The following is a 19,642-nucleotide window of genomic DNA, read 5'->3' as shown; positions in this document are numbered from 1 at the left end:
ACTTGCCCAGCACGGCCCACCGCCGCCTGAGTCCTTTCCAAGCTCGCCATACAACCAGCGGTCAAGACCGCTGACCGCTCGCTGCGAGCAATTCCTTCAAGATCGTTGCCGGGTCGGCCCGCTGTTGCTTGCGGTAGTTGCCGACATGGCGAACGAACAGTGTCGCGCGCGTCACCAGGCTCTTGCCGAGCACTGGCTTGCGATCCAACTCTTCCTTGATCCTTTGAAACTGGGCCTGGATCACCGCATCGGTGTAGCGCGTGCCGGTGGCCAGGTTGTCGATGTAAATCGCCACCGCGCCGTCGAGGGCGCTGCGGCCATTGGTGATGGCCATGTCGAACAGCTGCGCGCTGGCCTCATCCTTATTGTCTTTGGCCTGTTGGCGGCTCTTCTGCAAGTTGGCCAGGCGGATGTTGTAATTGCTGATGGTCTCGGCCACCAACGCGGCCGACTGGATCAGGTTGCCCGCGGCTTCTTCGCGCTGCTGGGCGATCAATGAAACGTTGCGTTTCAGCTCTTCGTTGACCAGGCCGAGTTCGGCTTGCAGCTTGGGGTCGACACTGGCGGCAATGATGCTGTCCAGGCGCTTGGTCGGGTCCTGGGCGTCATCGATGGCGTCAGTCAGCGACGCCAGGCGGCCTTCTTTCTGCCACTGGTCGAACAGCTCCTTGTAGCGCGAACGCGGCGCCGACAGTGCACCGATCGCCACGCGAAAACCGGTGGTTTCGTTGCTTTGCTCAGTGCCATCGGCAGCGAACAACGGGTACTCACGGCGCATGCCGGTAAACAGCGTGCCCTCGCCTTCCAGGTAGTTGCCGCCCTTGACCACAAAGCCCCCGTAGGTGCCCTGGCGGCGCCCGGCATGCACCAGCTGGAACGATTCCTGGACCATTTCCGCTGCGTTGCCGATCACGTCAAACAGGCCGATCGGGTTGGGCAGTTTGGTGCCGATGGGCATCAAGCGCGCAGCCTGACCGGTGCCGCCGGCAACCTGGTTGAACACCGCGTAATCACCCAGCGGGCCGTCGCTCTCGCTGCCGTCGACGCGGCGCGGGAACAGTCGCCCTTCCAGTTCCTGACGGCTCACCGCCTGGCCACCGCGTGCGGCGTATTCCCATTCCACTTCGGTGGGCAGGCGCACAAAACCCAGGCCGCCGTCGTCGGCCGAAGAACCGCGGCCGCTCACCGGCAGCAGCTCACGGTGGTATTTCATCAGCCAGGCGCTGTACACCGCCGAGAAACGTTCAGCTTCGAAACGCGATAGTTTTACCTTGGGCAAACGTGCGGCCATGCCGGTCGGCGCATCACAGGCTGGAGCCGGTTCGCCGCTGGCCAGCGACTGCGCCTGGGACATCACCTGCGCATACTGGCGGGCAGTCACTTCGTACTTGCCGATGAAATACAGCATCGGCTTGAGCGGAGTTTTGGCGTCGGTTTTCGGCATCAACGGCGCGATGACTTTGTTCCAGTCCTTTGGCAAATCCTTGAGCGTGAACTGGCCGTTGATAAAGTCGCGGCGGTAGCCGGAAATAAACGATTGCTGATAACCCGCCTCGCCTTCGGCAAAGGGGTAACCGAGGCTGATCTCGCGGTCATCCAGCGTGCCTTGGGCCAGCACGTAGGCGTAGCGGAACACCATATTGCCTTCGCAGGGCAGCGGCAGGCTCACGTCATCCGGCAACGGCTTGGGGTTATCCAGTTTGTCACTCGCTTCATCGGCCCAGGCCAACGAGGCCAGGCTCAGCGCCACACAGGCGCCCAGTAACTTATACATCTCTGATTCCTTCAGAAGCCTGGATCCGCGCCACTCGCCAACCGCCACAGGCCGCCGCCACGGCGCTGACGCCGAGGATTGCAACCAGGGCCAGGACGTAGTGACGCGCCAGCAGGTGACTGGCATATTCGCCCGCCCCTTGCACAAATAGTTTATTCAAAGCAGCCTCGGCCAGGCCATACAGCCCGGCGCTTAGCACGGCGGCAAACCCCGCGCTGTAGAGCGCCTGCAACACCACAAACAACAACAGTGCGCCGGTGGAAAACCCCAACAGGCGCAACACCGACAATTCCCGCCGCTTGCGCGCGACAGCCGCCAGCGCCCCGGCGAAGATCGCTGCAAACGCCCCGACCAAGGCCAGCCCGGCAATAATCCAGAACACCAACGACAGGTTGCGGCTCAACGACTGCACCTGGGCGATGGTCTGTGCCTGGGTCGACACCAACAGATTCTGCCCGGCGAAATACACCCGCAGCGGCTCCACATCAGTAAGGTTGCGTGCGTAAAGACGAAACGCCGGGTACACACGCTGCTCGTTCAACCCGACCTCATCCCCGTCCCAGCCCAACACCGGCACGGCACGGCCATCGCGGTAATCTTCCGCCGCTTCCAGCAAGCCCAAATCAGCAAACAAGCCGTCACGGGCGAAGGCTTCCAACGGCAACACCGCCAGCACCTGCAGGCGCGCGTTGCGGGCTTCGACACGCCCCGCCACTTGCCGCGCAAAGCGGGTTTCCAGCCAATCCCCAGGCCGCGCCGCAAGCTTTTCGGCTGCGGTGTGGCTCAGCACGATCTGGTCCAGGCCCTTGGGCATTGGCAAACCACTGAGCAACGGGTCACCCGCCGCCGTCGGCAGCATTTCCAACGCCAGCGTGCCCACCTGCGCGGTCGCCGCAATTTGTCGGGTACGCGGCACGGCAAAGGCCACATCGCTGCGCCGACCTAGCTGCTGGATAAATTCGCTGCTGAATCGACCACCGCCCAATGGGATAATTTCACGGGTGGCCGGATCGGTCTCCAAGCGTTCGGTCAAACTGCCAACCAGTCCAAATTTCAGGCCAAATAACACCAGCAGCGGCGCGATCACCGCCACCAGCGCCAGCACCGAACAGGCCGACAGCCAGGCGTCATTGCGGTAATCCTGCCAGGCCAGCGAGGCCACCAAGCCGATGCGCATCAGCACACCTCCCCGAGCGTGGCCGTGACGCCGCCATCAGGGTCGCGGCGGCAACCGATGCGCCGTACCTGCAAGCCGCTGGCGCGGGCCAGGGGTTCGTCATGGGTGGCGATCACGCAGGCGGCACGGTGTTCGCGGGCCTGGGCCAGCAACGCCTGCATCACGCGCTCGGCATTCAGTGGGTCCAGCGACGCGGTCGGCTCATCCGCGAGCACCAATTGCGGCGCATGGGCCAGGGCACGGGCGCAACTCACGCGCTGGCGTTGGCCCACCGACAGGTCCGCCGGTTTCTTCGCCAACTGGTCACTGATCTCCAGCTGTTCAGCCAGGCGCGCCACGCTGCCGTCATCCTTCAAACCCAGCAATTGCCGCGACAAGGCGATATTGCCTCGCACATCGAGAAAACCCAGCAGGCCGCCGGTTTGCAGCACGTAACCCAAGTGCTGGCTGCGCAGCGCAGCCAGGGTAGATTGCTGATCGGCACGCCATAGCCCGCCGATATCGGTGTTGTCAAATTCAAACCGGCCCGCCTGATCCGGCGCCAACACCAGCGCGAGCAAATCCAGCAAAGTGCTTTTGCCGCAGCCACTGGGCCCGATAATCGCCAACTGCTCACCGGCACGCAGCTGCAAGGCCGGAATCACCAGGCTGTAACGCTGGTTTCCCGTGCCCCGGCTTTTGTGCACCGCGCTCAAGTTCAGCATTACGGCAGCGTCGACAACGGTACGCGGTACAACGCATCGCCCGGCTCGGCATCGCCGAAACGGACCCAGTTGGCCACATCATTGTGAAAGGTTTCGTAGAGGCGGATTTTCGAATCCAGCTCGTCGATAAAGTCTTCCTGCTCGGCCACACTCAGCGACAACCACAAGTCCTGGGTCATGTTCAGCGACTTGCTGCGGTACGGCAGGCCTTCCAGGTATTCACCGAGCAGGCCACCGTCAGCCAGGTTGCCGCCCTTGCGCAGGGCCTGCGGGTCACGGCTCATATAGGCTGAAGCGCTGGCAATTTCCTGGAAGAAATCCTTGGGCGAGGTCTGGGTTTTACGCGCGGCATCCACGATCAGTTTCAGCGATTGCTGCAGGTCGTTTAGCTGCAATTTTGTGAGCATCACGCACACCTGGAACGCCGGCAGCGCCGGGTTGGTCAGGTCACGATCGGCGGTCCAGGCGCTGACCAGTTGCGGCGCCTGGCTGGCGGTTTTACGGCCGAGGAAGTCCATGTGCATGGCGTAGCCGACTGCTGCGGATTTGTCCGCCAGGCTCGGCGCGCTACTCAGCAGCGGCACCGGTTGCGGTGTGTCGCTGCGTACCTGGTGCACCAGGTTGGCGAACACTGTGCCAATCTCATCAACCCGCTCGCCCAGCTTGTGTACATCACCCCCGGGCACCGACGTGTAAAGGTCGCCGATCTGCGGGTTGGCGTCTGCGGTCAGCACGCGGTACTGGGTTTCGGCACCGGCGTGGGTTTTCTTGCCGGCATCGGTGCGCAGGTGCAGGGCGTAAATCTTGATCTGCTTGCCGAGTGCCGCCTGGCGCACTTCGGCTTCGTTCATCTGGGTGGCGGCGAACGGGTCGTTCTTGCGCAGCGCGCCGGCATCGGTGACCAGCAAAATGATGCGCCCGCCGTAGCCAGACCAATCCATGCCATCGACCGCCTGCATCACCCCGGCAAACGCGTCCTCATTGAACGAGTGACTGGACACCGTGGACGCTTTGACCTGGCGCGCCATATCGAGGAAGCGCTGCGGGTCGCGGCCCTGATCAAGGCTGATGAGCGTCTTGGCGACGTATTCCAAACCAGGGGTTTTCTTGATGCTGTTACGAAAGCCCACCAGCCCGAAGCTCACGCTATCAAGCTCACCGCGCTCGGCAATGCGAGTTTGCAACTCATGCACCACATCGCGAACCTGGTCGATGTAAGGCTGCATCGAAACCGTCGTGTCGACCACCAACACCACGGCCGTGCGGAAAGCGTCTGCGGCGATTGCTTTGGTGGCCGGCTTGGCCGCCGCGCTGCCCGGGTCGATGGACGCCACATTGAGCAACTGCACCGGCTGGCCGTTTTCGTCGAAGCTCTCTTTGGAATCAAAAATCGGCAGCAGGTAAAACTGGTTTTGCGGCACAGCACTGGCTGTCGGCTCAAGCGCCAGCACCTGTTGATTGTCTTCGCGGTTCTTCTGCGCCTTGGCCAACACGTTTTTGGCGGCGGCGGGATCAGCCAACAGCTTTTCCACCTCCGCCGATTGGCGCAGGAACATCACCGGCGCCCGGCCCGAGCGCTCGGTAAACTTAAGCACCAGGCTTTGCTTCCAGTCGCTGACTTGAGCGGCGGGCAACCAACCATCGCTGCGCCCATCGGTTGCGGCGCCGACACGCACCCACGGGCTGCCGTCGATGTCTTTGCGCTGGTAAACATAGAGCACCGAAAACGCCGGCAGGGCTTCGTCTGCTGCACCACCGGCATCATGGGACAGCTTGGCGCCCGGCTTGCTGAGCACGCGCTGGAACAAGGTCTTTTTACCGGCCATCAGCAACGGCCGCTGGCCGCCATCCGCCTCGGCCACCACCGGCTTTACCTCCGGCGGTGGCGTGGTCTTGGGCACCACGGCGACAGGCGGTTTGGCAGGTTCATCGCTGCCGCTCAGCCACCAGTAACTGGCGCCACCAATGGCCAGTGCAACCGCCACAGCGACAGCGGCCAGGGCCAGCACCGGACCACGGCGCTGCTCGGACACGGCGCGGTGTTGCGTGGGAGTTACCACCGGTTGACGCACCGGTTGCGGCTGGGGTTTGTCGGTCGGAATCTCGATGGACACTGGCGTCATTCCGGCCAAGTCAAAACTCAGCGGAATCGGTAACGGCCGCACCAGCGTGGCTTCTGGCGAATCTGCGGGCAGTTGGTCGAGCGCGCGCAGCAACGCCGCCGCATCCGGAAAACGCTCGGCCGGGTCTTTGGCCAACAGCTTGCGCAGCACCTCCTGATAACGCCCGTGGTGCACCGGCAGTTCCGGCAGCGGCTCGGTCAGATGCGCCAGCGCAGTGGACAGCGCATCGGTGCCGCTGTACGGCAGCTTGCCGACGAGAATTTCGTAGAGCACCACGCCCAACGCATACAGGTCGGCGCGGCCATCAATTTCCTGGCCACGCGCCTGCTCCGGGCTCATATAGCTCGGCGTGCCCACGGCAAAACCGGCTTGGGTGAACTGGGTGCGATCGTCCAGGGACTTGGCGATGCCGAAGTCCGACAGCACGGCGGTACCGTCAGCGCGAAACAGAATGTTCGCTGGTTTGACGTCGCGGTGTACCAAACCCTGTGCATGCGCATAGCCCAACGCCGAAGCGATTTGGCGAATCAGCGTCACGCCCTGCTCCGGCGTCAGGCCGGCGGCGATACGCTCCTTCAGCGTGCCGTTGGGCAGGTATTCCATGGCCATGTAGTACAGCTCACCGACATTGCCGATGTCATGGATGGTCACCGTGTGCGGATGCGACAGGCGCGCCAGGGTCTTGCCCTCGCGCAGGAAGCGCTCGCAGAAGCTCGGGTCGGCCGCCAGCGCCGCCGCCATCACCTTCAAGGCCACCTTGCGCTCCAGCGAGCGCTGGGTCGCCAGGTACACGCTGGCCATGGCGCCTTCGCCGATCTCGCCTTCGATGTCGTAGCCAGGGATCACAATGTTCATGGCGAGACCTTCACGACAATGGCAGTGATATTGTCCGGCGCGCCACGGTTGAGCCCCAGGTGCACCAGGCTGCGCACGATTTCGTCCGGCGCGTCGTGGCTCAGCACTTCACGTATTTCATGGTCTTCGACGGTCTTGTTCAGGCCATCGCTGCACAGCAGGTAGCTGTCGCCGGGGGAAATCAGCAGGTCAGTCACCGCCACTTCCAACTGCGCCTCCACGCCCACGGCGCGGGTGACGATATTGGCGCGAGGATGCACGCGAGCGTCGGCTTCGCTGAGCAGGCCGCTGTCTTGCAGGTCCTGCACGTAGCTGTGATCGCGGGAAATGCTGTCCAACTGCCCTTCGCGCAGGCGGTACAGGCGACTGTCGCCGGCCCATAAACACACGCCACGCAGGCCACGTGCGGCGAGCACCACCACGGTGCTGCCCATCATGCTCACGCCACGGTTGGCGGTTTCTTCACGCACCGTGGCGTTGATGCGGATCAGGTCATTGCGCAAGGCCGCCGAGTATTCATCGAGAGAACGCCCCACCGGCACGTTGCGCAGGCTGTCGACGATCAAGCTGCTGACGTAATCGCCGGCCGCATGCCCGCCCATGCCATCGGCTACCACCCACAGGCGGTTTTCCGGCAGGTCCAGGCACGCGTCTTCATTGACCTGGCGCACCATGCCCACATGGCTTTTGCTCGCGGATTTAAACGTCGCCCCCATCTACACCACACCTTCTTGTCCGAGCAAAAACTGCGCAAAATCGCCGGCAGCCGGCAAACCCTGGCACCGCAATAAACCTGGGGAAATACGTTGTGAGCCACGGCCCCACCACAGGCTGGCACCCTCACAAGCCTGCTCGGCCAGTGCGGTCATGCGGCTGTGGGGCACGGTGGCGGCGACCCGCTGCAGGCCCGCGAAGCGACTGTCTACCGCGCGCGGTTCACTGGCCGGGATGCCCAGGCTGTCAACGCCATCGTTAAAGCCTTCAAACGTGGCGCCAGTATCCAGGGTGCTGAGCAACAGCTCTTCAGCCTGCTCAAACCAGGTGTCCGGGCCACCCACCAATGACGCCGGGTTAGTGTCGTGATCAAGCAACGCCACCACGGCCAACGGGAAATAGCGCCCGACCCGATCAATGCTCGGCATCACCACGCCTGCCGCCGCGTCCGGCCCGCACACGCCCGGCGCCAGCACAAAACGCCACAACGGGCTGACCAGATAGACGTTTAGCCAATCGCCACCCAGGCTGCTCTGGCTGGCGAGCAAACCTGCGGCCAGCCAGCTGTCCCACGGGCCGATAAAACTCTGGGGCAAGGCGCGGCTGACAAAGTCACCGCGGCTGGCCAACTTGCCGTAGAAGCCCAGCGTGTTCATAGCCGCTCCGGCAGGCTGAAGCCACTGAGTACGCGGCTCTTGAACGGGTTGAAGGCGCTGTTGGCGCGCAACTCGTAGGCGATGCTCGCGCCATCAACCCGCAAACGCAGGTTGAAGCGGTCCGGCGAATTGCCGGCGCTCAGGTCCGATTGCTCCAGCAGACGGAACCATGCCCATGGGCCGTCCAGGGTCACGCCGGAACGGCCACTGGCCGACGGCGGCGTGATCGAAATACGCACCACGCCGATACTGCCGGGGTTCGGCCATTGCATCGCTACCGGCCGGCTTGGGCCGTGGTCGTAGCTCAGTTGCTGGCCGTCGAGGTCGAGCAGGAACTGGGTGATGGTCGGGTCCATCGACACCGGCTTGAGCTCGAAACGCACGATCGGCTGGGTGCCCCCCGATCTAAAGAACGCGTCACGAATAGCCGCCGCACGCTGGAAGGTTTGCAGCACGCCCGGCGCGATCCCAAGCTTCTGCGCCGCGCCCGGCTGCCAGCGCCAGGTCTGTGCGGACGTATCCACGTAAGGCTGCAGGTATTTGCGGAAATAGTTATCCATCACCCCGCCCACGCCGAAGAACTGGCCGAAGTCATCGAGCGTGGCGTCCCGCGCGCTGCCCGGCGACATCGGATAACGCCCCGCCAGAGACTGGCGATACACGTTGACCACTTCACTCACCCACGCCGCATTCAGCTGGTTACGCACCCCGCCCATCATGCTGTTGGTGGTGGAGTTGACCACCGACTTGACCATGCCCTGCACCAGCGGCGGCTGGCGCTCGGCATTCAAGCTGACCCGCGTGGCCGCAGCGGCCGCCTGGTTCTTGGCCTCGCCAAGCAAGGCGTCGCCACTGGCGCCGACCATGGCGCTGACTTGCACATACAGCGCGTTCATGTCCGCCAACAGGCCGTCGATGGCCGCCGGTTCGCCTTCGTTTTTGCTGACGATGCTATTGAGTTCGGCAAAGTGCGCGGTCACCGGATCGTCCGCCGCTTGCGGTGCATTAGCGCTTGGTTGCTCCTGGCCGAGCAGGCTGCCGAGGCGTTCCTTGAGCTTGTCGACACCGCCTTCCACCGGCACGCCTTTGGCGGCCAATTGGCGTTCTTCAGCTTGCAGGTCGGTCTCTTTGGCCACGGCTACCAGCAGCTTTTTAAGCGGCGAAGTGGGGCCGGAAATCACCCGCAGCACATCGGCCGCCTGGGCCACGCTGGTGATCGGCACAAAGTCGATGTCCGCGAGCAAGGCGTCCCATTGGCGCTGGTAGTCCTGGAAGTACAGGCGGCGCACGTCGGCGGCCAGGCTCACCACGTTCTGCTGATCGGCTTGCTCACGGCCCAACACCCATTGTTCTTCCGCGAGCGTGCCAGTCTGGTTCAGGCTGCTGAGCAGGAACGCCTGGCGATAGCCTTTGGCAGTGAAGAACCCACTCAACGGTTCGCCCAATGGCTTGCCGCTTTTACGGCTGAACACCAACGCAGCATCACGGCCGGCGGCTTCGTTGAGGCGAAAGTCGGGGATGCCCTCGGGCAGCTTCTGGCGCTTGACCCGGTCGTACACGCGTTGCGCCACCGGCAGCTGTTGCAGTTGGCGACGCAGGTCATCGATCAGGCGTGGGTCCAGCCGCGCATTCGGCGGGTGACGGTCGAACAGCGCCTGCAAGTGCCCGGTCAACGCCTGGCGCTGATCGGCCGGCAGGTCACGCGGCAGGTTGCGGTCCCAATCCAGGGCGACCCAGGCCTTGATGAAGTCCGGGTCGTAGTGCTCGTTATCGGCGAGCATCAGGTAGGCCTTGAGGCCCTCGTAGAGGAAGTCGGAATTGCCGCCGCCATGCAGTTGCTCTTCGATGCGCGTCACTAGTCGCGGCGCGAACACGGCGATCAAGAGCTTGCGATAGACACTGGCAGATTCGGCTTCGAGCATATCGCCCTGATACAGGCCCAGGCCTTCGGACCAGCTCGGCGAATCGCCCGCGAGGTTCTTCACCGCGTTGAGCAGCGGCAACACTGCCAGCACTTCACGCTGCGCCGGGCTGAGGTTTTGTACGGTCTGGCCCAGCGGCGCAACCTTCTGGTCAACCTGGGCGATATACGCCTGGTTGGCACGATAACTCACCCACCAGAGGCCACTGACCACCACCACAAGGGCGATGGTAGCGGCCAGCACACCGCGTGCAATCCACTTGCGGCGGCGCTCGACTTTCGGGTTCACGCCCACCAACCCACGCTCGGCAAAAGCCACGGCGGTGAACAACTTTTCGATGAAATAACTGCGCCCGGTGCCGCTCTGTCGTGCCAGGTGCTGGCGGTCCAGATTCATGCTCTGGGCCATGGCGCCGATCAAGCGATCAATCGGGCTGCCTTCCTGAGTGCCGCTGGTGAAATAGACTCCGCGCAGCAACACGCGCTCTTCGAAGGCGTTGGGTTTGAACACGCCTTCGAGGAAACTTTGCAGGCAATCTTTCAACGCGCCGAACTGCTGCGGAAAGCCGTAGATCAGGTCACGCCGCGCCGGGTCACGCTCCTGTTGCAGGCGCTCCACCAGCCGTTCATTCAGGCGCTGCTCAAGACCCGCAAACTCGCTTTGCAGATGGGCCAGCGGGCTGTCGCTGTTTTTGCCGTCGTCCAGGGCGAAGGTCATGCCCCACACCTGGGCGCGGTCTTCCTTGCTCAGGTTGTCGAAGAACTCCATGAAACCCGGCACCAGGTCGAGCTTGGTCAGCATCAGGTAGATCGGGAAACGCACGCCCAATTGGGTGTACAGCTCCTGGATCCGCAGGCGAATCGCCGCCGCATGGGCGGCGCGTTCGGCCTCCGTACCGAGCAGCAGATCCGAGAGGCTGATGGCGATAAACGCGCCATCAATGGGCCGACGTGAACGCTGCTTTTTCAACAGATCGAGAAAGCCCAGCCACGCGGCTTTATCCACTGTGGAGTTGCTGTCCTGGGTGGTGTAGCGGCCAGCGGTATCGAGCAAAACGGCCTGGTCGGTAAACCACCAATCACAATTGCGCGTACCGCCAACGCCGCGCACAGCACCGGCGCCCAACTGCGCAGCGAGTGGAAAGTGCAGGCCGGAATTGACCAGCGCGGTGGTCTTGCCCGAACCCGGCGGCCCGATGATCACGTACCACGGCAGCTCATAGAGATTGCGGCGCTCATCACCGCCGAGCTTGGCCTTTTTCAGCAATGCCAGGGCTTCGTCCATGCGCTGGCGCAAGGTCGACAACTCTTCGGCCGTGGCGACACTGTTGGGGTCGGCCGGGGTTTCTGCGGCGAGGCTGCGCATCACTTCGGCGGCCTGGCGGCGCGCCTGGATAATGCGCACTACGCGGTAGGCGATCCACAGCGCAAACACCAAGATAATCAACATCCAGCGCCGCCCTTCCGGCACCAGCACATCGAGCAACGGCCCCACAAACCAGATGATCAGGCTCAGGGCAATCAGGCCCAGCACGGGGATCACCCAGCGAATCATGAAACTGAAAAACGCCTTCACTCGACGCCCTCCGCCAATACGGTGATTTCAACCCGACGATTGCGGGCACGGCCTTCGGCGGTGGCGTTGGTCGCCACCGGCTCGGTGTCGCTGCGGCCTTCAGCGCTGAAGCGATCCGCCTGGCCGGTCTTGGCCGCCAGGATGTCCAGCACCGACTTGGCCCGCGCTTCGGACAATGCCCAGTTGGACGGGAAGCGCAGCGTGGCAATCGGGCGGTTATCGCTGTGCCCGGTCACGCGGACCTGGCCCTTGACCTTGCGGATGGCGTCAGCGATGCGCAGCATCAGTGGCTCGAAGTCATCGCGGATGCTGGAGCTGGCAGACGCGAACAGTTCATCGCCGCGAATCGTCACCACGGAGCGGTCGACCTTGTCTTCCACGGCCACGCGGCCCGCCTTGATGTCTTCCACCAGGAAGCCGGCCAGACGCGGCCGCTCGATGACCTTGGGCTGCGCCACCGGGCGGTCGATGGCCTGCACCGGAATCTCGCCCAGGGCATGGATATTCTTGAATACCGGCTCCGCATCCGACGCCAGTTTCATGCGCAAGCCAAACAGCAACGCCAGCAGCAGCGCCAGGCCGATGGCCACAGCGATCCACGGCGGCATGAATTGCGCGAGGCGATCACGTGCCACCGTCACGCCGCGCCAATGCGGCGAGAGTTCGCGTTCGTGCTCACCACGCGCACTGCGAATCGCTGCGGCGGTGCGTTCACGCAAGGCTTCCAGCTGGCTGCGACCGTCATTCATCACGCGGTAGCGGCCTTCAAAACCCAGGCACATGCACAGGTACAGCAGCTCCAGCAGGTACAGGCGCTCACGCGGGCTTTGCAGGCAATGGTCGAGCAACTGGAAGACTTTTTCGCCGCCCCAGGCTTCATTGTGCACGGTGATCAACAAGCTCTGCTTGCCCCAGTCACTGGCACTGCCCCACGGCGTGCTGAGCACGGCTTCATCGAGCGCCGTACACAGCGCGTAACGCGCCAGCAGCACTTCGTTGCGCGCCACACCGGCGGCTTCGGCGCGCTCTTCGAACTGGCGCAGGTAGGCCAGCAACTGCGCACGCAAACTGGCCGGCGCCGGATGGGCGATGGTGTTGCGCAGGCGCGTCAACAGCGCCAACAGCGGCCCGGCGGCGCTTTCCAACGGGTTCAGGCCCTGGCTTTTGCCGGTGAGGATCGGCGCGGCCGGCATCGACAAAGGCGCCGGTTCGGCACGTGCAGGTTCCGGTGCACGACCACCTGGGCGAGGCATGAACTGGGTGCGGTCATCATCATTGGGATGCATCGCCAATTATCCTCGGATCGCCCAGAAGGCCAGGTTCAAGCCCGGGAACTGCCCGGCGATATGGAAGGCAAAGCCGCCGGAGTTGTTCAGTTGCTGCCAGTGCTCGCTGCCACGGTCCAGCTCGTAATAGGTGCTGCCTGCGTGGTACGGGATCTGGCGGGGCGCAACCGGCAACGGCAGCAGGCCGATGCCTGGCAATTGCAGGTTGACCATGTCGCGGATGTGCTCCACGGAGCCGACTTTGCTCTGCTGGCCGAAGCGCGCGCGCAGGGTTTCGCCGGGCACGTCGGCGCGTACCACGAGGATGAAACTGGCGCTGTCGAGCAGGGTTTTGTCGGCGAGCATGGCCACGTGGATGCCATAGGCTTTTTCCACAATAGGGATCGGCGTGGCTTTGCTGTCGATCAGCATCGACAGCGCTTCACGCAGGGCCGCCATCACCGGGGCGAAACTCAGGATCAGGTCATCGTGCTGGTATTGCGGGTATTCCTGAGGGCGGCGACCCGAGGTTGAGAAGGTCGAAAACTCACCGGCCAAGCTCACCAGCTCGCTGAAAAACCGCTCAGGGTGCAGCGGGCTTAACTGGCTCAAATGCTGGATCAGTGGCTGCGCGCGGTTGACCAATTGCAGCAGCATGAAGTCGGCAATTTCCGAAGCGCCACCCGCACCCGAGGCGACCACGCGGCCCGCCAGGGCTTCGCCGCGCTGGTGCAGCAGGCCGAGCAGTTCACTGCGAAAGGCGGTGAGTGGTTTGCTCGCGGCCACGTCCAAAACCGGTGGGATATACGTGTCGTCGAGCACCAATGCACGGTCGGCACGCTTTTCCTTGATGCGCACCAGGCCGATGGCGGCGTAGTCACTGATGCCATCCTGCGCGGTCAACAGGCGCAGCGCTCGGGAACCCACAGCCACTGGCGCGCGGTTTTCAAACGGCGCGTTATCGTCGCGCACTTCGCGCACCTGGCTGACGTACCGTGCCGCTTCCAGCGCTTCGCCTTCATCCACCGTGTCTCGCGCACCGGCGCGCTTGAGCGGCAAGGCCAGGTACACCAGGCCGTCGCGCAGGTTGTCGTCGATATTCAGCGGGCTCGGCGCCAGATCATCCTGGGGAATATTGAACGGCGTGCCGTCGGGCAACAGGCCACGCGCCGACACGATCGCCAGCTTGCCCTGGGCCAGCAGGCCCTGATCAATAAGCAACTCGGAAAAGCCCCAGGCACCGGCGGACAACGGTCGGCTGCGCGCGTCGATGAGGTTTTCCAGGTAACGGTCATGCTGCTGGAAGTGCTGCGTTCCGATGAACATGCCTTCCGACCAGACCACGCGATTGTTCCAGGACATGGGGGCTCCGAGGGTTTTATTGGGCAGGGCTGGATGGGGGAACCACGACGTCGGCGCGTACGGCGCGCACATCGAGGCTGATCTGATATTCGGTGTATTGGCGCGCCGGAACCGTGAGCACCGTGCGCCATTGCGCGCGGTCCAGCTCGCGATAGCCCACCAACAAGCCGATCTGGCGTGTGGAAGGGTCAAGGTCGCGCTGGATGCTCAGTTGCTGGCCGGGTTGGATCATCACTTCATCCTGGTCCAGCAGGTCCAGGCCAAGGGTGGATTGCGCGCGATCGGCCAAGGCGAAGTAGTCGGAGCGACTGAAGGTGGCGGCGTTTTTCAGTTCGAAAATGCGCACCCGCACCGGAGCAGCCTGGCCGTTGGCGCCGGGGTTTAGCCCGGCAATGGCGTGAAAGTGCAGCTCGACGGCGGCAGTGCCCGCTTCGGCTTCAGCGGCAACCTCGGGTTTGACCGCGTCCTTGGCACACGCCGTCAGCAACAGCGCGGTGGCGGCTGCGAGTAAAAACCTGGGAATCATCCTGCGTCCTCAATGACGTACTTAGCTATCCGTTTTATCCATTATTGCGGCGCGTTTTAGCGTCGCTGTCGTGCGCTGTGTTCTTCGTATGCTCGGCTGAATTCGCGACCGAACAGGTCCTGGAAATCTTCCTGGGCCTCACGGGAAATATTGCTGTAGAGCTCGGTAAACTGCTGCCAGTACTGCGCCTGGCGAGAGCCGTTGAACAGGCTCGACAGCCCGGCGGGCTTGCCCATGCGCTCTTCCAGCTGTGCCGGTTCAAAACGCGTGAGCAGGTGTTTGATCGCCGCTTCCACACCGGCCATTACCGCCAGTTGGTGAGCGCGCAGGTCGTCGAAACTCTCGCGCACGGCGACGTCCGGCGCCATAAACGCTTGGTTGCCATGACGAAGCAGCAGCAGCAAGGCTTCGTCAGCATTCGGCGCAAATTTCAACGGATTGTTTTCAGCCGGCTGGATCATCGTCTGCTGCATGCGGAACTCGCCCTTGAGGCTCGCGCGGGCACGCAACACGTCGATCAGGCCTTCGACCATCAGGCGGTAACTGCGGCCGATGCTTTCCATTTGTGCTTCGGCTTGAGCCTTGTCGAGGCGCAATTGGTCCAGCCCGGCGCCGCGCAGGAAGGCTTGCAGCAAGTCGGGCTGTTGGGTGATGGCCGGGGTGGTTGGCTGGACGACCGGCGCTGCTGGCGGTTCAGGTGGTGCAACCGGCTGTGGCGCTGCAACAACGGGCGCGGGCGTGTCGCCGAACAAATCCCAGTCTTCAGGAATAACCGAGCCCGACACCACGGGTTGCTCGACCACAGGCACCGCGACCGGCGTTGGCGGACGAAAATCGTGCTGCTCGCTGGGTACGTGGTCCGCCACGGTTGGCGGCGGCACGGTGGTCGGAGTGAGGAAGTCGAACAGGTCCGGCAGCGTGTCCATCGACGAGGCGCCCTGGAACTGCGGCGCGATCACAGGTGAAGGTGCAGGCTTGTTCGCCACCGCGCCCATCAGCGCTTCAAAACTGTTCGGCGAATCGCCGCTGAACGGCTGGCTATCAAGCGCCTGCACATTGAAGTCGATACGTGCCTGGATCTCGTAATCGCCGATGCGGATCAACTCGCCATCTTGCAACGGCTCGCTGTTCCCTCTACGCATTCGGATGCCGGCGTTAACCAGCTCCACTCCGTTCGTACTGTTATCGGTTAGGTAGTAACGGCCATCTTTGTATTGAATAACGCAATGTTGCGAGGAGACTAACCGCTCTGGGTCAGGCAGTACCCAGTCATTGTCGGAATTGCGGCCAATAGCCATCACGCCCTGATCCATGGACTTTTCAGGGCATTGCCCAGGGGTAATCTTGTGATAACTAGTGATAGTCAAACACAGCGACATCTTGCCTCCTTGCTGATACATCGCGCGCGGCCTATTCCAAGGGAGGGCGCCTCCCGCAAGCGCCCTGCCAAGTCGTGCAAACGACCGTAAAATCTGCTTTTGTCAGCATGATTGCTGATCTTAACCGGCTTCTGTGACAAAAACCCTGTCCTGGGCCGCCGTCAGACCCGTCAGTCGCGCAGTGTGTTAAACACCGCACATCTGTCACAGAGGGCGAGTAGCTTACCTTGACAACGCGTAACTACTACACCAAAAATGCACAACTTCTTGAACATAAGTGATGGCGCAATAGTGGCGCACTGAGTATATGACCAAGAAAACATGCAAAGTTCATTGCGTAACTTATGCATGCATTGCCCGCCGTCTAACGGGCTGATAAGGAGATCGAATCAAGTGGATGTGCCGTTGCTGCTCGCCGCCGTTTCCGCGACTTCGCCCTGTGGTGAAGACATGGAATATGACGCGCAATTCCTTCAATTGGAACGTGACGCCAAGGGCCAACCCGAGCGCAGCATGGGCGACTCGATCCTGCCCGCCGAACCCCCGCAGTGGCGTAGCATCCAGCAGCAAAGCCTCGATTTGTTGCAACGCAGCAAAGACCTGCGCATCACCCATTTCCTGTTGCAAAGCTCCCTCGCCCTCCAGGGTGTGGCCGGGCTTGCCGAAGTCCTTACGTTGATCAACGCGCTGCTGCGCGAATACTGGGCCGACCTGTACCCGCGCCTGGATGCCGACGACGATAACGACCCCACCGTGCGCATCAACGCCCTGTCCGGCTTGACCAGCGACGCGACCATACGCTTGCTGCGCGAGAGCATCCTCACGCGCTCGCGCACGTTTGGGCCAGTGAGCCTGCGCGCGGCGCTCAACGCCAGCGGCCTGTCGAACTTCCCGGATGAGCAACTCGGCGCCCAGCAACTCAACGCCGCGTTCCTCGACAGTGACTCCGAACAACTGCAAGCCACGCGCGACGCCTTGAGTGCCGCGCGTGCCGCCTGCGAGGCCATCGAACAACAGGTCAGCGACCAGGTCGGCTCGGCCCAGGGCGTAGACCTGAGCCTGCTGAAGCAACCGCTCAAGCAGGCGCTGCAGATCCTCAATCAAGCCGTACCCGACCCTGCAGGCAGCAGCGAACCCGAGGCTGTCAGTGAAGACAATGCCCCCTCGGTCGATTTCGCCGCTGCCCCCGCAGCACCGCGCCCAACGGGCGACATCGCCACCCGCGATGACGTGCTGCGCAGCCTCGACAAGATCCTTGCGTACTACACCCGGCACGAGCCTTCGAGCCCGCTGCCGGTGCTGTTGAACCGGGCGAAGCATCTGGTGCACGCCGACTTTGCGGCCATCGTGCGCAACCTGATCCCCGACGGCATGTCCCAATTTGAAAACCTGCGCGGCCCGGAAAGCGAATAAGCCGCCGGACTGTGCAGTAACAACACCGTCGCTCAAGCGACCAGGAGCAGCAACGTGGCGAAGCAAAGTTCTCAGAAATTCATCGCGCGCAACCGTGCGCCTCGAGTGCAGATCGAGTACGACGTCGAGCTTTACGGCGCCGAGAAAAAGGTCCAGTTGCCCTTCGTGATGGGCGTGATGGCCGACCTCGCCGGCAAGCCTGCCGAGCCGCTGGCGCCTGTGGCTGATCGCAAGTTCCTTGAGGTAGACGTCGACAACTTCGACTCGCGCCTCAAGGCCATGCAGCCACGCGTAGCGTTCCACGTACCGAATGAGCTGACCGGCGAAGGCAACCTGAGCCTGGACATCACCTTCGAAAGCATGGACGACTTCAGCCCGGCCGCCGTGGCCCGCAAAGTCGATTCGCTCAAGCAACTGCTCGAAGCCCGCACCCAGTTGGCCAACCTGCTGACCTACATGGACGGCAAGACCGGCGCTGAAGAAATCATCATGAAGGCGATCAAGGACCCGGCACTGCTTCAGGCACTTGCCAGCGCGCCTAAGCCAGCAGGGGACCAGTAATCATGACCGACAATACCGCCCGCGAAGGCAGCCAGATCCTGGGTGCTACCGAAGAAGCCAGCGAGTTCGCCAACCTGCTGCTGCAAGAATTCAAACCCAAGACCGAGCGTGCCCGCGAAGCCGTGGAAACCGCTGTGCGCACCCTGGCCGAACAAGCCCTGGCGCAGACGGACCTGGTCTCCAATGACGCGATCAAGTCGATCGAATCGATCATCGCCGCCATCGACGCCAAGCTCACCGCCCAGGTCAACCAGATCATCCACCACCCGGATTTCCAGCAGCTGGAAAGCGCCTGGCGTGGCCTGCACTACCTGGTCAACAACACCGAGAGCGACGAGCAACTGAAGATTCGCGTGCTCAATATCGCCAAACCTGAACTGCACAAGACCCTGAAGAAATTCAAGGGCACGGCGTGGGACCAGAGCCCGATCTTCAAGAAGATGTACGAAGAAGAATACGGCCAGTTCGGCGGCGAACCGTACGGTTGCCTGGTGGGCGATTACTACTTCGACCAGTCTCCACCGGACGTCGAGCTGCTGGGTGAGTTGTCGAAGGTCTGCGCCGCCATGCACGCGCCATTCATTGCCGCTGCTTCGACCACCGTGATGGGCATGGGTTCGTGGCAGGAACTGTCGAACCCGCGCGACCTGACCAAGATTTTCACCACCCCGGAATACGCTGGCTGGCGCTCGCTGCGTGAATCGGAAGACTCGCGCTACATCGGCCTGACCATGCCGCGCTTCCTGGCGCGCCTGCCGTATGGCGCCAAGACCGACCCGGTGGAAGCCTTCGCCTTCGAAGAAAACACCGACGGCGCCGACAGCTCCAAGTACACCTGGGCCAACGCCGCCTACGCGATGGCGGTGAACATCAACCGCTCGTTCAAACACTACGGCTGGTGCTCGCGCATCCGTGGCGTGGAATCCGGCGGTGAAGTGGAAAACCTCCCGGCCCATACGTTCCCTACCGATGACGGTGGCGTGGACATGAAGTGCCCGACCGAAATCGCCATCAGCGACCGCCGTGAAGCGGAGCTGGCGAAGAACGGTTTCATGCCGCTGCTGCACAAGAAAAACACCGACTTCGCCGCGTTCATCGGCGCCCAGTCGTTGCAGAAACCGGCCGAATACGACGACCCGGACGCCACCGCCAACGCCAACCTGGCCGCGCGCCTGCCGTACCTGTTCGCCACCTGCCGCTTCGCCCACTACTTGAAGTGCATCGTGCGCGACAAGATCGGTTCCTTCAAAGAGAAGGACGAGATGCAGCGTTGGTTGCAGGACTGGATCCTCAACTACGTCGACGGCGACCCTGCGCACTCCACCGAAACCACCAAGGCCCAGCACCCGTTGGCCGCCGCCGAGGTGATCGTGGAAGACGTCGAAGGCAACCCGGGTTACTACAACTCCAAGTTCTACCTGCGCCCGCACTACCAGCTCGAAGGGCTGACCGTGTCGTTGCGCCTGGTATCGAAACTGCCTTCGGCAAAAAGCGCATAACTAACGGTTGAACCGGCTCTTCTGTGGGAGCCGGGCTTGCCCGCGATGCAGGCACCTCGGTTTGTCAGTCAGACCGCGGTGATGCAATCGCAGGCAAGCCAGCTCCCACAGAACAGCATTGCCCCTTTGGGCATCAC

14 protein-coding genes are annotated in these 19,642 nt (G+C 62.8%); 3 read left to right on the top strand and 11 right to left on the bottom strand.

The window, feature by feature from the left end; genetic code table 11:
- Positions 1 to 61: 61 nt before the first annotated feature.
- From AB4P96_RS02550 to tagH, 11 genes are read right to left on the bottom strand one after another with little or no spacing between them, the layout of a single operon-like run.
- A complete protein-coding gene (locus tag AB4P96_RS02550; RefSeq protein WP_099550256.1) occupies positions 62 to 1,774 on the bottom strand; it encodes an SUMF1/EgtB/PvdO family nonheme iron enzyme in 1,713 nt (570 codons plus the stop codon).
- Positions 1,767 to 2,951: an ABC transporter permease gene (locus AB4P96_RS02545; protein ID WP_017135834.1), complete on the bottom strand. Its 1,185-nt coding sequence runs from the start codon at positions 2,949 to 2,951 to the stop codon at positions 1,767 to 1,769. The genes AB4P96_RS02550 and AB4P96_RS02545 overlap by 8 nt, the downstream gene beginning before the upstream one ends.
- Positions 2,951 to 3,655 carry an ABC transporter ATP-binding protein gene (locus tag AB4P96_RS02540; RefSeq protein WP_017135833.1) on the bottom strand — a complete coding sequence of 235 codons (705 nt, stop codon included), beginning with the start codon at positions 3,653 to 3,655 and terminating at the stop codon, positions 2,951 to 2,953. Before AB4P96_RS02540 ends, AB4P96_RS02545 begins: the two co-directional genes overlap by 1 nt.
- Positions 3,655 to 6,633, bottom strand: a complete 2,979-nt coding sequence (locus AB4P96_RS02535; RefSeq protein WP_395600480.1) for a serine/threonine-protein kinase — start codon at positions 6,631 to 6,633, stop codon at positions 3,655 to 3,657. Before AB4P96_RS02535 ends, AB4P96_RS02540 begins: the two co-directional genes overlap by 1 nt.
- Positions 6,630 to 7,349: a PP2C family serine/threonine-protein phosphatase gene (locus tag AB4P96_RS02530; protein WP_017135831.1), complete on the bottom strand. Its 720-nt coding sequence runs from the start codon at positions 7,347 to 7,349 to the stop codon at positions 6,630 to 6,632. The genes AB4P96_RS02535 and AB4P96_RS02530 overlap by 4 nt, the downstream gene beginning before the upstream one ends.
- Positions 7,350 to 8,003, bottom strand: coding sequence for a type VI secretion system-associated protein TagF (gene tagF, locus AB4P96_RS02525; RefSeq protein WP_017135830.1), 654 nt, complete (start codon positions 8,001 to 8,003; stop codon positions 7,350 to 7,352).
- Positions 8,000 to 11,500: a type VI secretion system membrane subunit TssM gene (gene tssM / locus AB4P96_RS02520; RefSeq protein ID WP_236460711.1), complete on the bottom strand. Its 3,501-nt coding sequence runs from the start codon at positions 11,498 to 11,500 to the stop codon at positions 8,000 to 8,002. The genes tagF and tssM overlap by 4 nt, the downstream gene beginning before the upstream one ends.
- Positions 11,497 to 12,786, bottom strand: a complete 1,290-nt coding sequence (locus tag AB4P96_RS02515; RefSeq protein ID WP_017135828.1) for a DotU family type VI secretion system protein — start codon at positions 12,784 to 12,786, stop codon at positions 11,497 to 11,499. Before AB4P96_RS02515 ends, tssM begins: the two co-directional genes overlap by 4 nt.
- A 6-nt stretch (positions 12,787 to 12,792) precedes the next feature.
- Entirely contained in the window at positions 12,793 to 14,127 is a 1,335-nt protein-coding gene (gene tssK, locus AB4P96_RS02510) for a type VI secretion system baseplate subunit TssK (protein WP_017135827.1), read from the bottom strand.
- A gap of 16 nt (positions 14,128 to 14,143) precedes the next feature.
- Positions 14,144 to 14,653 (bottom strand): type VI secretion system lipoprotein TssJ, encoded by a 510-nt coding sequence (gene tssJ, locus AB4P96_RS02505; RefSeq protein WP_099550251.1) that lies wholly within the window; start codon positions 14,651 to 14,653, stop codon positions 14,144 to 14,146.
- A 56-nt stretch (positions 14,654 to 14,709) separates the two neighbouring features.
- Entirely contained in the window at positions 14,710 to 16,032 is a 1,323-nt protein-coding gene (gene tagH, locus AB4P96_RS02500) for a type VI secretion system-associated FHA domain protein TagH (RefSeq protein ID WP_236460709.1), read from the bottom strand.
- 393 nt (positions 16,033 to 16,425) lie between these two features.
- Between tagH and tssA the strand changes: the two genes are divergently transcribed.
- From tssA to tssC, 3 genes are read left to right on the top strand one after another with little or no spacing between them, the layout of a single operon-like run.
- On the top strand, positions 16,426 to 17,445 hold the full coding sequence (gene tssA / locus AB4P96_RS02495; protein WP_177034709.1) for a type VI secretion system protein TssA: 1,020 nt from the start codon (positions 16,426 to 16,428) through the stop codon (positions 17,443 to 17,445).
- 54 nt (positions 17,446 to 17,499) lie between these two features.
- Complete coding sequence (gene tssB / locus AB4P96_RS02490; RefSeq protein WP_017135823.1) at positions 17,500 to 18,006, top strand: type VI secretion system contractile sheath small subunit; 507 nt, start codon at positions 17,500 to 17,502, stop codon at positions 18,004 to 18,006.
- Between the two features lie 2 nt (positions 18,007 to 18,008).
- Positions 18,009 to 19,505 carry a type VI secretion system contractile sheath large subunit gene (tssC, locus tag AB4P96_RS02485; RefSeq protein ID WP_395600479.1) on the top strand — a complete coding sequence of 499 codons (1,497 nt, stop codon included), beginning with the start codon at positions 18,009 to 18,011 and terminating at the stop codon, positions 19,503 to 19,505.
- Positions 19,506 to 19,642 lie beyond the last annotated feature (137 nt).

Origin of the sequence: Pseudomonas sp. B19125 (genome assembly GCF_044218855.1) — a bacterium.
Lineage (GTDB): Bacteria > Pseudomonadota > Gammaproteobacteria > Pseudomonadales > Pseudomonadaceae > Aquipseudomonas > Aquipseudomonas edaphica.
This window is presented reverse-complemented; position numbering and strand designations above follow the sequence as displayed.

Bases quoted from the DNA above. Each gene is read 5' to 3' on its own strand.
- AB4P96_RS02515 (WP_017135828.1), bottom strand. From the start codon at position 12,786: ATGCATCCCAATGATGATGACCGCACCCAGTTCATGCCTCGCCCAGGT.
- AB4P96_RS02545 (WP_017135834.1), bottom strand. From the start codon at position 2,951: ATGCGCATCGGCTTGGTGGCCTCGCTGGCCTGGCAGGATTACCGCAAT.
- tssK (WP_017135827.1), bottom strand. From the start codon at position 14,127: ATGTCCTGGAACAATCGCGTGGTCTGGTCGGAAGGCATGTTCATCGGA.
- tagF (WP_017135830.1), bottom strand. From the start codon at position 8,003: ATGAACACGCTGGGCTTCTACGGCAAGTTGGCCAGCCGCGGTGACTTT.
- tagH (WP_236460709.1), bottom strand. From the start codon at position 16,032: ATGTCGCTGTGTTTGACTATCACTAGTTATCACAAGATTACCCCTGGG.
- AB4P96_RS02535 (WP_395600480.1), bottom strand. From the start codon at position 6,633: ATGAACATTGTGATCCCTGGCTACGACATCGAAGGCGAGATCGGCGAA.
- AB4P96_RS02530 (WP_017135831.1), bottom strand. From the start codon at position 7,349: ATGGGGGCGACGTTTAAATCCGCGAGCAAAAGCCATGTGGGCATGGTG.
- tssJ (WP_099550251.1), bottom strand. From the start codon at position 14,653: ATGATTCCCAGGTTTTTACTCGCAGCCGCCACCGCGCTGTTGCTGACG.
- tssC (WP_395600479.1), top strand. From the start codon at position 18,009: ATGACCGACAATACCGCCCGCGAAGGCAGCCAGATCCTGGGTGCTACC.
- AB4P96_RS02540 (WP_017135833.1), bottom strand. From the start codon at position 3,655: ATGCTGAACTTGAGCGCGGTGCACAAAAGCCGGGGCACGGGAAACCAG.
- AB4P96_RS02550 (WP_099550256.1), bottom strand. From the start codon at position 1,774: ATGTATAAGTTACTGGGCGCCTGTGTGGCGCTGAGCCTGGCCTCGTTG.